This is a genomic window from Microbulbifer sp. YPW16, assembly GCF_021290385.1.
Lineage (GTDB): Bacteria > Pseudomonadota > Gammaproteobacteria > Pseudomonadales > Cellvibrionaceae > Microbulbifer > Microbulbifer zhoushanensis.
Genome location: NZ_CP089928.1, coordinates 3,577,371 through 3,590,664, shown reverse-complemented (window position 1 = coordinate 3,590,664; position 13,294 = coordinate 3,577,371). Strand labels below are relative to the sequence as shown.

Here is a 13,294-nt window from a genome sequence, read left to right as displayed (position 1 = left end):
CTTGTAGTGGATGGGCGCCTGCTCTGGCGCCAGCCCCGTACGGGGGCAACCGGTCGGGCCGGCCACCCGCGCTTACACAGCGCGGGCCAGCAGCATATTGCGGATATGCCCGATCGCCCGCGTCGGGTTCAGCCCCTTGGGACAGACATTGACGCAGTTCTGGATACCGTGGCAGCGGAATACACTGAACGGGTCATCCAGGCCGGCCAGGCGCTCGTCGGTGGCGGTATCGCGGCTGTCCGCCAGGAAGCGGTAGGCCTGCAGCAGGCCCGCCGGGCCGATGAACTTGTCCGGGTTCCACCAGAAGGACGGACAGGCCGAGGAGCAGCAGGCGCACAGGATGCATTCGTAAAGGCCGTCGAGCTTTTCGCGGTCTTCCGGGCTCTGCAGGCGCTCGATCGCCGGTGCCGGGGTGTCGTTCTGCAGGTACGGCTCGATCTTCTTGTACTGCTCGTAGAACTGCTCCATGTCCACCACCAGGTCGCGGATCACCGGCAGGCCCGGCAGCGGGCGCAGTACCAGCTTGCCCTTGGGCGCCGCCTCTGACAGCGGGGTGGTACAGGCGAGGCCATTGCGACCGGAGATATTCATGCCGTCGGAACCGCACACGCCTTCGCGGCAGGAGCGACGGAATGCCAGGGTCGGGTCCTCCGCCTTCAGCAGTTCCAGTACGTCCAGCACCATCAGGTCCTTGCCCTGGGTGTCGAACTCGTAGTCCTGCATGTAGGGAGCTTTGTCGGTCTCCGGGTTGTAACGGTAAATGCTTACTTTCAACATACTCTATTCCGCTCCCGAATCAGTAAGTCCGAGCCTTCGGCTCGAAAGCTTCCATGGTGTTCGGCGCAAAGTTGACCGCGCGCTTGCCGACACGTTTTTCCGCCGGGAAGAACATGGAGTGGCACAGCCAGTTTTCGTCGTCGCGCTCCTGGTAGTCCTCGCGGGCGTGGGCGCCGCGGCTCTCGGTGCGCACTTCTGCCGGGATTGCGGTGGCCTCGGCCACTTCCAGCAGGTTTTGCAGTTCCAGCGCTTCGACACGGGCAGTGTTGAAGGCGTGGCTCTTGTCCTCGAGGCGCACATTCTCGATGCGCTCACGCAGGTCCTTGAGCTTTTCCACACCCTCCGCCATGTAGTCGCCACGGCGGAATACACCGAAGTGGTTCTGCATGACGCCCTGCAACTCATTGCGCAGGTCGGCTGCCTTTTCGCCATCGTTGGTATTTTCCAGGCGATTCAGGCGCGACATAGCTGCCTCGATATCGGAATCGGACGCTTCGCGTGCCTCGATACCCTCACGCAGGGCCTTCTCGATAAACAGGCCGGAAGCGCGACCGAAGACCACCAGGTCGAGCAGGGAGTTACCGCCCAGGCGGTTGGCGCCGTGCACGGATACACAGGCGACTTCGCCGCAGGCAAAGAAACCGTCAATCACCTGGTCGTTGCCGGCGGCATCCTGGGTCAGGGCCTGGCCGTGCACATTGGTGGGGATACCGCCCATCATGTAGTGACAGGTGGGTACCACCGGGATCGGTGCCTTGACCGGATCCACGTGGGCAAAGGTCTTGGCCAGCTCGCAGATACCCGGCAGGCGGCTGTTCAGCACTTCCTCGCCCAGGTGGTCGAGCTTCAGGAATACGTGATCGCTGTTGGGACCGGCACCACGACCCTCCAGGATCTCCAGCACCATGGAGCGGGCCACCACGTCACGGGAAGCGAGGTCCTTGGCGTTGGGAGCGTAACGCTCCATAAAGCGCTCGCCATCCTTATTAATGAGATAGCCGCCTTCACCGCGGCAACCCTCGGTCACCAGTACGCCGGCACCGGCGATACCGGTGGGGTGGAACTGCCACATTTCCATGTCCTGAACCGGGAAACCGGCGCGCAGGGCCATGCCGACACCGTCGCCGGTGTTGATGTGGGCGTTGGTGGTGGAGGCGTAAATGCGGCCGGCGCCACCGGTGGCAAATACAGTAGCCTTGGACTTGATGAAGACCACCTCGCCATCCTCGATGGACAGGGCGATCACACCTACAACCACGCCGTCCTGGTTCTTCACCAGGTCCACCGCGAACCACTCATTCAGGAACACGGTGTTGTTCTTGACGTTGTTCTGGTAAAGGGTGTGCAGCAGCGCGTGACCGGTACGGTCAGCCGCCGCACAGGTACGGGCAGCCTGGCCGCCGCGACCGAAGTCCTTGGACTGGCCGCCGAAGGGACGCTGGTAGATGCGGCCGTTCTCGGTACGGGAGAACGGCAGGCCCATGTGCTCGAGCTCAAACACGGCCTCGGGACCGGTGGAGCACATGTACTCGATGGCATCCTGGTCGCCGATGTAGTCAGACCCCTTCACGGTGTCGTACATGTGCCAGCGCCAGTCGTCCTGCGGGTCAGCACTGGCAATCGCGCAGGTAATCCCCCCCTGGGCGGATACAGTGTGCGAACGGGTCGGGAACACCTTGGTGATGACCGCGGTCTTGAATCCGGACTGGGCCATTTGCAGGGCCGCGCGCATACCCGCGCCGCCACCGCCGATTACGATCCCGTCAAAGGAAATGGTTCGCATGTTCGCCATAAATTACACACCCCACAAAATTTCAATGCCCCACACCGCGTAGATCACGGCCAGCGCGCCCAGGACTACCTGTGCCAGCACCCGCAGAGTGGTGGCCTTGGGGCCCATCATGCGGTTGGTAATGTAGTCGGTAACCACGGACCAGAGGCCGATCCAGGCGTGCGCGACGGTGGAGAGAAGCGCGACCAGACTGAAGATCCGCATCCAGCGCTGGTCGAAGAGCGCCGACCAGCTCTCGTAGCCGAAGTCGTCGCTGAGAAAGATGAAACCCACAATAAAGAGGGTATAAGCCAGCAGCACCACTGCCGTGACGCGCTGGTACAGCCAGTCAAAGACGCCGCTGCGGCCAAAGCTTGTAACCGTAGTTACCATAACCATACTCCCGTGAGCAGAATAAGGATTACACTGAGTACCAGCACCGCTACGGCGCCGCGACGGCCACCTTCAAGGCTCTCGCCGATCCCCAGGTCCATCAGCAGGTGACGCGCACCCGCCAGTGAGTGGTAGATCAGTGCCGCCAGGGATGCCCACAGCAGGAGCTTGGCGGGAACACTGCTGAACAGCGCTGCCGTATCGGCAAAGCCCTGCTCAGAGGCCAGGCTGGCATCCAGCATATAGAGGAGCAGCGCAACCACAGCGAAGAGAACCACGCCGGAGACACGATGCAAAATGGAAACCAGTGCGGCAGCGGGAAGCTTGATAGTGGAGATATCTAAATTGACAGGTCTGTCTTTGTTCACAGGAAAAACACCTTGTTGCCCTGAACGACCGGGCGCCCGTTAGCTTTTCAATGGAGGGGCGAACTGCTTGCTGGACGTTTCACATCCAAACTGGTGAAGCCTTGTCCAGAACGGCCTTACCATGGCGCAAGCCGCGCGGATTATAGGCATTTGATGGTCAAAACACAATGAAACTGCGCCCCGGCCCCGGCGGCACCCACCGGCCCGGCCGGAAGCATCCCCCGCCAGCATGCCCGGGGAGCCGGCGCCATTCTAACCGAAGATACTGGGAAAACAGCGCTGCAAAAGCAGCCGAATTCTCTCTTTAGTCAGTGAAAGACCGAATATCCTGCCGTTAAGCGACCAGCCGTCCACACGTTTTGGTTTGACAAATGGGGGGCCGCCACTTAAGTTTGGCCCCGCCGAAATGACCGCTAGGCCTCTGTGCAACAGGGAATAAGGCGGCATAAGAACAGTTTTAGGAGTCCGCAATGTCCGATAAAAAAGCGCATCTCACGGTCGACGGTATCGACGGCAGTATCGATATGCCGGTCCTTTCCGGCACCCTCGGCCCCGATGTTGTTGACGTCAGCAGCCTGACCGGCAAGGGCTTGTTCACCTATGACCCGGGCTTTGTCTCGACCGCCGCCTGCGAGTCCAAGATCACCTACATTGATGGTGCCAAGGGTCAGCTGCTGCATCGCGGATATCCCATCGAGCAGCTGGCAGACCAGTCCGACTACCTGGAGACCTGCTACCTGCTGATGAACGGCGAGCTCCCCTCAGCAGAAGAGAAGAAGAAGTACGTCGACACCATCATGAACCACACCATGGTGCACGAGTCGATCGTCAGCTTCTTCAAGGGCTTCCGTTACGATGCCCACCCGATGGCCATGATGTGTGGAGTGGTCGGTGCCCTCGCCTCCTTCTACCACGACTCTCTGGACATCAATGACCCCGAACACCGTCGCATCTCGGCCCATCGCCTGATCGCCAAGATGCCGACCCTGGCCGCCATGTGCTACAAGCACTCCAAGGGCCAACCCTTCATGTACCCGGATAACAGCCTCGGCTATGCCGAGAACTTCCTGCATATGATGTTCGGCAACCCGTGCGAGCCGAGCAAGGTGGACCCGATTGTGGCCAAGGCCATGGACGTGATCTTCCTGCTGCACGCCGATCACGAGCAGAACGCCTCCACCTCCACGGTGCGCCTGGCCGGCTCTTCCGGTGCCAACCCGTTCGCCTGCATCTCCTCCGGCATTGCCGCCCTGTGGGGCCCGGCACACGGTGGCGCCAACGAGGCGGTACTGAACATGCTGCAGGAGATTGGTGACGAGAGCCGCATCGACGAGTACGTGAAAAAGGCCAAGGACAAGAATGACCCCTTCCGCCTGATGGGCTTTGGCCACCGCGTCTATAAGAACTTCGACCCGCGTTCCCGTGTGATGCAGGGAATCTGCGACGAGGTCCTGAGTGCAATGGGTGCCGAAAACGACCCGCTGCTGCGGATCGCCAAGAAGCTGGAGAAGATCGCCCTGGAAGACGAGTACTTCGTCGAGAAGAAGCTCTACCCGAACGTGGACTTTTACTCCGGCATCATCATGAAGGCTATCGGTATCCCCACCGACATGTTTACCGTGATCTTTGCCACCGGCCGCACCGCCGGCTGGATCGCACACTGGAACGAGATGATCTCCAATCCCTACAAGATCGGTCGTCCGCGCCAGCTGTATACCGGCTACACCGAGCGCGACTACGTGCCGCTGGACCAGCGCTGATAGCGACAGGCAACGATTGAAAAACCCGGCCCCTGGCCGGGTTTTTTTATGGCGGCAAGAGCTGGCGCCAGGCTCGCTGCCAGCACTGTACCAACCATCTCCTCCGACCCTGATCAACTTACCTTCCAGCCCCCCGATCCCACCAGTCGCGAACTGGCCCGCTGAAGCTCCTTTCTCAACTGTTAAGAGTGAAGGCACTCAGAAAAGTGCACCATAATCAGGCACAGCACCAAAATTCTGTGACTTGGTTCTCATGTGAGGCAGAAAAGTGGAACTCTGTTCTAAAAAACTGTTTCATCTATACGCCGTCACGGCAAAATCCGCTGTCCACAGCCATCAGTGGCACTCCGGTTCAACAACACTCCAAAAAGACCAAAAAAGGCCCAGACTCATGTTTCGCATCTTTTCCGGCAAATCCCGCAACGAGTCAGCTACTCGGGATGACCGCTATTCAAAGAACAGCACTGGCGGGACCAGGCAGGGACGGACAATCAACTATGACCCCGCACTGATCAATAGACTGAAGGGTGACCATCATGAATTGATCAGCATCTTCCAGCGAATCTGGTCAGAGGGGTATGAACGGCAGGACTTCCGCAAGCTGGCGCAACACCTGACCACATTCAAGTCCAGGTTCCAGGCCCACCTGATCAAGGAAAATGTGAGCTTTTACGTATACCTCGAGCAATCGCTGTCAGAGGACCTCCACACGCGCCAGATCGTCAAGGATTTCCGCACGGACATGAATGACATCGCCAACGCAGTAGTGCAGTTCTGTAAACGCTACTCGCACGAGGCTTTCACCCAGGAGATGGTGCGGGACTTCAAACGCGATTATGAAAAAATCGGCGAGGCCCTGACCCGACGGGTCACACTGGAGGAAAAAGAACTCTACACGCTGTACCAACCCTCCTGAATTCGCTGGGAACACTACAGCACCCCGGCGCACCTGCACGGCGCCGCGGGCTGTAGTGGCCCGGGCAAATTCCGCAGCACGCCGCGCGGGCTGTGTCACATCCCAGCTGCCTTTCAGACTCCCATTCAATCCGGCCCGTCCTGCCCCTCCGGACGGGCTGCGTTGATACCCCCATCACAAGCCCCGGGTAAATTATTTCACAGTGTTTTATAAAACAGGCCGGCTATGGACCTTCACTGGATTTTGTTTAAATATAGTGGCACTAAAATTCTCCAATAAACAAAATAATTAGAACAATAGATCTCAAGAGGGGCGCGGGGCTCCAGAATAATAATGAAGTACAAGACAGGATTGCGCATGGGGAACGGGCTATATGGGGGAAGGTATGGCTGAACTCGAGGATGCACCTCTACGGCAACAATTGCGGGAGCGCACCGGTTCGGCTGAGAGTGACTACCCGATTTATGTGGTGGTGGGTACCGGCCCGGTGGGTGTGCGCTGCGCACAGAAACTGCTTGAACTCAGTGACGATGCACAGGTGGTCATCTACGGTGCAGAGGCCGAATCCCCCTATAACCGGGTAAAGCTCTCGCAATACCTCTCCGACCAGGTGTCCCTGGAAGATCTGAGCAACCCCATTTGGGGCCAATACGACAGCAGACTGGCCGAGTTTATCGACCGGCGGGTTGTCGCCATCGACCGGGCAGGCAAGACCATCACGGATGCAGCCGGAAACATCCAGCCTTACGATAAGTTAATCCTTGCCACGGGCTCCAACCCGGCTATTCCACAGATTCCCGGGACCGATTTCCCAAACGTCTACCCGTTCCGCAGCCTGCGAAATACCGAAGACCTGATCCGGCTGCGCGAGGGAAACCAGCATATCTGCGTAATCGGTGCCGGCGCCCTGGGGCTCGAGGCGGCTGCAGCGTTAAAAGCGCAGAATAACCGTGTCACACTGCAATCCCGGGCAGGCCTGCTCGGCGGACTACTCAATGAAGAAGCCGAGACATACCTGAAATCAGCACTTGAGGCACTGGGTGTGGAACTCCGGGTTGGTGAGGTGCCAACTGCCATCACGGGTAATGAAAAAGCATCCGAGCTGCATTTTGCCGGCCAGCCTGGATTGGCCGTTGACGCCGTGGTCCTGTGCACTGGCATCCAGTCAGAGATCACCCTGGCCCAACAATGCGGCCTGGATACGGCCCGGGCAATTGTCGTTAACCAGTGGTTGCAGACATCCGACCCGGATATCTATGCAGTTGGCGAGTGCGCTGAGTTCGAACAGGAGGTGTACCAGTTCGTCCGGCCTGGCTACGAACAGGCAGAGAGTTGCTGTGAACACATCTGCCAGAGGCACAACAACCGACTGCAGGCCACTCCATACCGGGGTAGCTACCGGGACATCCAGCTGAAAATCGCCCATATTCCCTGCGCCATCATCGGTGACGTGGATGGCGATGAATATCATATCTATCGCAATCGCTTTAAAGGGCTCTATCGCCAGCTGTTTGTCCGGGATGGGCGCCTGTGTGGTGCTGTCTACATCGGCAGCTGGGATGAAGCCAGCCAGGTGCGACAGGCCGTCGCTGCCGCAGAGGTCGTCACGGCACGCATCACGAAACGTTTTGGGCGGGATGGACACCTGTGGCAAAAGTCGGCCGCCAGGGGGATCAGGGAGCAGCCCGAGCATTACCTGGTTTGCCAGTGCAATGGCATCAGCAAGGGAGAACTCTGCTCTGCCATCTCGCACGGCAAGCGCAACCTGATGGACCTGCAGCAGGCGACTACAGCCGGCTCGGTATGCGGCAGCTGCCGCCCGCTGATAGCCGAGTTGCTGGATGTGCCCGCCCCCAACCTGGTGATGCGCCACGCGCGCGGAATCCTGGTTACCTCATTTGTATCCCTGCTACTGATTACGCTGGCCGTATTCATGCCGCCGGCACCAATTTCGGAAAGTGTCCAGTCAAGCTGGTATTGGCAAAAACTCTGGTACGACAACTTCTGGAAGCAGGTCAGTGGTTACAGTCTGCTCGGCTTCTGCCTGCTCACCGCGTCACTGAGTCTCCGCAAACGCTGGAAAAAATTCACCCACGGGCATGTTGATCACTGGCGCTACGCCCACAGCCTGATCGGCTGTGCGGCACTGGTGGTTCTGGTGGTGCACACCGGATTCCGCCTCGGGGAAAACCTGAACCTGGCGCTGATGCTGGTTTTCCTTGCAGCAACCACCACCGGAGCCCTGGTGGGGGTATTTATGGCACGCAACCACCACTGGACGGATATGAAACTGCGCGAACACCGAAAGTGGTGGTCACGCGTGCACTACGCCCTGCTCTGGACACTTCCGGTTCTGCTCGCGTACCACATACTGGCGGTGTATTACTTTTAGATGAAAAGCTATCAATTCAAATTCTGGCACTTTGGACTGCTGGTGACCCTGGCAATTGGGTCTACTGCTGCGTACAACCTCGAGTACTCGGACAAGACCCTGTTTGTCAGCGGTGAAATGAGCCACGGCCACCACCAGATCGAGCTCGCATGCACCAGCTGCCACGGTGACGGCTTTGCCGGGCAGGAGGCCATGCAACAGGCCTGCCTGGATTGCCACGCCGATGAGCTGGAGCTGGCCAATGACTCCCATCCGCGCAAGAAATTCCTCGATCCACGCAACGCACCGCTGCTGGCCGAGCTGGATGCGCGCCGCTGTGTTACCTGCCATACCGAGCACCAGCCGGAAACCACCAGGGAGATGGGAGTGACCCTGGCCGGGGATTTCTGTTTTCACTGTCATAACGATATTGCCGAAGAACGCAGCAGCCACCAGGATCTCGCCTTCGACAGCTGTGCCAGTGCCGGCTGCCATAACTTCCACGACAACCGCACCCTCTACGAGGACTTCCTGATTGCACACGTGGGGCAGCCGGCACTGCTCCCGGATGCGCAGCTTCCGGCACGCACGGCAATGCAGTCATGGCTTCGGGAAAATCCGCACAGGGAACCGCTGCGACTGCAGCAGGCAGACCTTGATGCCGGCGAACCGCACAAAGGCATCTCCGACTCCTGGGTGGCAAGTAGGCACGCGCAAGCGGGGATAAACTGCAGTGACTGTCACAGTAACGGTCAGCTGCAGTTTTCCAGCCGCGAAATTGTCGAGCAATGTGGCAGCTGCCATGCCGGGCAACGGGATGCCTTCACCAGCGGCAAACACGGAATGCGCTTGTCAGCGGCACTGCCGGAGGACTTTGCGCACAATGGCGCGATGACCCCGGCAGAGGCGCGCCTGCCCATGCGGCCGGGGAGCAAAGGTGCACTCACTTGTATCAGCTGCCATGGACCCCACGAGACCGATACCCGCTTTGCCGCGGTCGAGGCGTGCCTGGGCTGCCACAACGACGAACACAGCCTGGCCTACCGGGAGTCAGGCCACTTCCAGGCCTGGCAACAAGGTGAAGCCGGCGGGGTCAGCTGCGCCAACTGCCACCTGCCAAGGGAAGAGCATGATGGTGAAATCCTCGTCAACCATAACCAGAATCACAACCTGCGACCGAATGAAAAAATGTTGCCGGTATGCCTGAACTGTCACGGCATCGAGTTTGCACTGGCCGCGCTTGCCAGTGAGCGTGTCCTGAAGAGCAACTTTGGCTTATCACCGACAACAGACCACGAAACATTCAGCCTGATCCGCGATCGTATCGCCCGGATCAAATCCAACGAGCCATCCCGTTAGGAGGGAATCCATGCGCATTTTTGCCTTCATCTTAGCTCTAGCCACACTGTTAACCGCCTGTGGCGAAAAAACAGGGATTGCACCCCAGAGAATGGCGGATGCCATTTTCGCGGTCATTGAAGCAGACCGGGCCAGCTATACCAACAATGTGGTCAATCGCCTGCAAAACGAGGAAGGGGTCATCAAGGCCGAGGAGCACTGGAAGGACAAGCAGGCCCTGCCACTTCCGGCCCAGATGCTCCGCATGGGCGCGGAACGGGTGGCAGAACAGGAGGCCGGATTCAATTATGCACTGCTCTCACTCTGGGCCATCAACAAGCAGAACGCGCCGCGCACCGACCTGGAAAAACAGGGCCTGGAATTCGTGATGGATAACCCCGGCCAGAACTTCTACGGCACGGAAAACCTGGGCGGCACCGAGTATTACACCGCGATCTATCCTGACGTCGCTGTTTCACCGGCCTGCGTTAGTTGCCACAACGACCATATCGACAGTCCCCGCACCGATTTTGAACTCGGCGAAACCATGGGCGGCGTGGTCATCCGAATCCCGCTGTGAAAACAGCCTGACCGCACCGAGAGGCTCCGGTACAGCCCGAGCCACACGAAAAAGGGCACCCTGGGGTGCCCTTCTTCTTTTTCCATCCTGTGAGAATGGGATCAGTTACAGCTGGCCTCGCCTATATCTTCCCAGACACTGGCCACGCCGGGCTCCTCGCCCTGGGTCCACCACTGGGCACGGTAACGACGGCCATTGTAGTTAACCTCGTCACCACCGTTATAGGCCTTTGATGCGCTCCAGGGCACCTCCACATCGCTGGCCAGTGACCAGTCGGCAGAATCGAGGCCCGGTTTCGCCTGGGTCCAGTAGTTGGCTTCCCAGACCAGGTCCTCGTGGCTGACCAGGTCACCACCCAGGTAGGTGGAACCGGAAGCCCACGCCGGGTAACTACCCGCATTGGGATCAACAAGCTCGCAGCTGCCCCCACCGCCGGAACCGGAATCGGTCACATTGACCGTCACGGTGGCACTGGCAGAGTCGATACTGTCCGAGACCGTTACCGTAGCGGTATAGCTGGTGTCGCTGCCCACCTGCGGCGCCGTCAGGGTGACAGTGGCGCTATCGCCATTGGCCACATTGAATGCCGGCGCACTCCAGCTGTAGGTGAGGCTGTCACCATCGGCATCGCTGCCCGTGGCAGTTACCTGCACACTTTCACCTTCGACTACCGTCACACTGGCCGGCGCGGAGACCTCCGGTGCCGTATTGGACTGGGGAGGCAGAAGGGTTACGGTAACCTGGTCGGTATCGGTGAGATCGCCGTCATCGACGAACACCTCGAATACCAGGCTCTCTGCAGAGGCAACCTCGGCGGCAGAGAAGCTGGCGGTAGCGCTGCCGGCATTCTGCAGGCTGACGGCGGTACCGCTGACCTGGGTCCAGCTGTAGGTCAGGCTGTCGCCATCCACATCGCTGGAAGCACTGGCATCCAGGGTGACGGTGTCCGGAGTCACTACCGACTGGTCGGCCCCGGCATTCGCATCCGGTGCACGGTTCGGCTGCGGCGCCCGCACCAGTATCTCCACGATATCGCTGTCACTCAGGGGTTCCGCATCGCTCACCGCCAACTGGAATGCCAGGGTTGTGTCGGCTGAGACATCCGGCGCAGTAAAGCTGGCGGTTGCGCCGGCAGCCCCCTGCAGCTGGACAGTAGTGCCGCCCGTCTGGGACCAGCTGTAACTGAGTGGGTCACCGTCCAGGTCATAGGAAGAGGTGCCGTCGAGACTGACAACAGCGCCCGCATCCACGACCTGGTCAGCGCCTGCATTAGCCACCGGTGCGCGGTTGTTGGTGCCGCCCCCGTGGCCCAGGCTCTCATGCATGGCATTGAGGATATCGCCATTATCCGCATCGATTTCCCAGGCGAAGAGACCGGCGAGCCCGTTACTGCGCACATAGGCACCCTTGGTCGCCACCGAGGTGGCGTCGTCGTAGGTGATCAGGTCGCCGTTGGTGGGATTGAAGATGTAGGCACCCTGGGCAGTGCTGTCGTAATGGTATTCATACCCACCGCTGGCCAGGCGCGCGACGATATCGCGGTAGTCCACCACGCCGGCTTCCCAGGTGCCGGAGACTGGCCCGGTGGCGGTACCGGTGAGGTGATTGCCTCCGCTCCAGCCGGAAACCCCGGTCCAGCCACGGCCATACATGGCGGCACCAAGCACCAGCTTGCCCGGGGAAAGCCCCGCATTGAGGACTGCATTGACACCGCTACTGGCATTGAAGTTGTCCGTGGGATCCCAGCTCGGAGCATAGAGTGCGGTCTGGTGACCCAATGAGTCATTACTCCAGGCCCCGTAAAAGTCATAAGACATCAGGAAGATGTAATCCATGTACTGGTCGACGGCACCGTAATCGATCCGGGCAACCTTGGCAGAATCCGCACTGACGGCAGAAGTCAGCTGGTACTCGCGGCCGGTCTCCTGCTCCAGCGTATCGAGCATGGCGCGCAGGTCACGCATCAGGATACGGTAGGTCTCACCATCCTCGGGTGCACCCAGTGCCGTGTTGTAACCACCGCCGCCGGGGTATTCCCAGTCGATATCCACGCCGTCAAAGAATTTCCAGGTACGCAGGAACTCTTCCACCGAATCGACAAAGGTCTGGCGCTTGGTGGCGTCACCGAGGAAGTAGAACGGGTCTGTCAGGGTCCAGCCACCAATTGAAGGCAGGATCTTCAGGTCCGGGTAAGCCTGCTTGAGGGCCATCAGCTGGCCGAAGTTGCCCTTGTAGGGGCTGGAGAAATCCTGGCCCGACTGGGTCTTCTGCACTGCTGCATAGGGATCGTGGATACCCACCTTGAAGTCTTCCCGTCCACTGCAGGATCTCTGCAGGGCCTCGAAACTTCCGGAGATGGACTTGAGGCTGTCATTGATGCCATCGCCACCGCAGATGGGAATAAATCCGTAGAGAATATGGGTCAGGTTGTAAGCGGGAATCTTGTCCACCGGGAACTTTCGACCGTAGACGCCCCACTCCACAAAATACGCGCCCACCACAGAATCACTGGTGTTGGCATAGGGCTGATTGTTCTCGGCCACGGCGGTCTCGAGGGGATCCAGGCCACTGCCATCAGTGTCCGCCACCACGATTGGGGTGGCAGACGAAGCGCTACAACCGGTGTCGTCACACAGCGCAACCTGCAGGTCATACTTGCCGCCCTGTGAAACCTGCAGGGTGGCAGAGCCACTCTGGCTACCAGTGCCGGATGCCGCCTGCTCCAGTACCACCTCACCATTCAGCAGGTACTGGACCGTATCGCCATCGTCACCGGAATACTTGGTCCATGAGACCGGGACCTCGGCATAGTCACGGATAGTGACAATTTGCTCATAGGCGGTGGCGGTATCATCCACTTCGACCAGTGCGAAGTTGGTCTCCATCCACTCGATCTGTGGCGCGCCGGGTGCGGCCAGTGCTGTCGACGTGCCGGCCAGTCCGAGCGCAAGCAGCGCCCGGCGCCAGCGGGCCGGGTTGATTATTTTCATGATTTTCACCTTGATGCGTTTTTATTGTTT

10 protein-coding genes are annotated in these 13,294 nt (G+C 59.5%); 5 read left to right on the top strand and 5 right to left on the bottom strand.

The annotated features are described in order from the left end of the window. Window positions 1–72: 72 nt before the first annotated feature. Genes LVE68_RS15520 through sdhC form a run of 4 tightly spaced genes read right to left on the bottom strand, consistent with a single transcriptional unit; the run spans window position 73 to window position 3,309 of the window. Window positions 73–777, bottom strand: a complete 705-nt coding sequence (locus LVE68_RS15520) for a succinate dehydrogenase iron-sulfur subunit (RefSeq protein ID WP_232941346.1) — start codon at window positions 775–777, stop codon at window positions 73–75. 19 nt (window positions 778–796) lie between these two features. Beyond that, the gene (gene sdhA, locus LVE68_RS15515; RefSeq protein ID WP_232941345.1) at window positions 797–2,569 is read right to left on the bottom strand and encodes a succinate dehydrogenase flavoprotein subunit; all 1,773 of its coding nucleotides are present in this window, start codon (window positions 2,567–2,569) and stop codon (window positions 797–799) included. 3 nt (window positions 2,570–2,572) lie between these two features. After that, the gene (sdhD, locus tag LVE68_RS15510) at window positions 2,573–2,941 is read right to left on the bottom strand and encodes a succinate dehydrogenase, hydrophobic membrane anchor protein (protein WP_232941344.1); all 369 of its coding nucleotides are present in this window, start codon (window positions 2,939–2,941) and stop codon (window positions 2,573–2,575) included. After that, a complete protein-coding gene (sdhC, locus tag LVE68_RS15505; RefSeq protein ID WP_232941343.1) occupies window positions 2,935–3,309 on the bottom strand; it encodes a succinate dehydrogenase, cytochrome b556 subunit in 375 nt (124 codons plus the stop codon). The genes sdhD and sdhC overlap by 7 nt, the downstream gene beginning before the upstream one ends. Window positions 3,310–3,779: 470 nt before the next feature. Here sdhC and gltA point away from each other — a divergent pair, with 470 nt between their 5' ends. The 5 genes from gltA to LVE68_RS15480 all read left to right on the top strand — a co-directional run bounded on the left by gltA (window position 3,780) and on the right by LVE68_RS15480 (window position 10,274). Next, the gene (gene gltA / locus LVE68_RS15500; protein ID WP_232941342.1) at window positions 3,780–5,069 is read left to right on the top strand and encodes a citrate synthase; all 1,290 of its coding nucleotides are present in this window, start codon (window positions 3,780–3,782) and stop codon (window positions 5,067–5,069) included. 391 nt (window positions 5,070–5,460) lie between these two features. Further along, the gene (locus LVE68_RS15495; RefSeq protein WP_232941341.1) at window positions 5,461–5,985 is read left to right on the top strand and encodes a hemerythrin domain-containing protein; all 525 of its coding nucleotides are present in this window, start codon (window positions 5,461–5,463) and stop codon (window positions 5,983–5,985) included. A 385-nt stretch (window positions 5,986–6,370) separates the two neighbouring features. Beyond that, window positions 6,371–8,377, top strand: a complete 2,007-nt coding sequence (locus LVE68_RS15490; RefSeq protein WP_232941340.1) for an FAD-dependent oxidoreductase — start codon at window positions 6,371–6,373, stop codon at window positions 8,375–8,377. Continuing rightward, window positions 8,378–9,715 (top strand): cytochrome c3 family protein, encoded by a 1,338-nt coding sequence (locus LVE68_RS15485; protein WP_232941339.1) that lies wholly within the window; start codon window positions 8,378–8,380, stop codon window positions 9,713–9,715. A 91-nt stretch (window positions 9,716–9,806) separates the two neighbouring features. After that, the gene (locus LVE68_RS15480; protein WP_232941338.1) at window positions 9,807–10,274 is read left to right on the top strand and encodes a Tll0287-like domain-containing protein; all 468 of its coding nucleotides are present in this window, start codon (window positions 9,807–9,809) and stop codon (window positions 10,272–10,274) included. Between the two features lie 101 nt (window positions 10,275–10,375). Here the strand turns inward: LVE68_RS15480 and LVE68_RS15475 are convergent, their stop codons facing one another. Beyond that, window positions 10,376–13,264: a glycosyl hydrolase family 18 protein gene (locus LVE68_RS15475; protein WP_232941337.1), complete on the bottom strand. Its 2,889-nt coding sequence runs from the start codon at window positions 13,262–13,264 to the stop codon at window positions 10,376–10,378. Between the last annotated feature and the right edge of the window lie 30 nt (window positions 13,265–13,294).

What these genes read in the sequence shown, in the direction of transcription:
- LVE68_RS15520 (WP_232941346.1), bottom strand. Translation starts at nt 777, where the DNA reads ATGTTGAAAGTAAGCATTTACCGTTACAACCCGGAGACCGACAAAGCT.
- sdhA (WP_232941345.1), bottom strand. Translation starts at nt 2,569, where the DNA reads ATGGCGAACATGCGAACCATTTCCTTTGACGGGATCGTAATCGGCGGT.
- sdhD (WP_232941344.1), bottom strand. Translation starts at nt 2,941, where the DNA reads ATGGTAACTACGGTTACAAGCTTTGGCCGCAGCGGCGTCTTTGACTGG.
- gltA (WP_232941342.1), top strand. Translation starts at nt 3,780, where the DNA reads ATGTCCGATAAAAAAGCGCATCTCACGGTCGACGGTATCGACGGCAGT.
- LVE68_RS15495 (WP_232941341.1), top strand. Translation starts at nt 5,461, where the DNA reads ATGTTTCGCATCTTTTCCGGCAAATCCCGCAACGAGTCAGCTACTCGG.
- LVE68_RS15490 (WP_232941340.1), top strand. Translation starts at nt 6,371, where the DNA reads ATGGCTGAACTCGAGGATGCACCTCTACGGCAACAATTGCGGGAGCGC.
- LVE68_RS15485 (WP_232941339.1), top strand. Translation starts at nt 8,378, where the DNA reads ATGAAAAGCTATCAATTCAAATTCTGGCACTTTGGACTGCTGGTGACC.
- LVE68_RS15480 (WP_232941338.1), top strand. Translation starts at nt 9,807, where the DNA reads ATGGCGGATGCCATTTTCGCGGTCATTGAAGCAGACCGGGCCAGCTAT.
- LVE68_RS15475 (WP_232941337.1), bottom strand. Translation starts at nt 13,264, where the DNA reads ATGAAAATAATCAACCCGGCCCGCTGGCGCCGGGCGCTGCTTGCGCTC.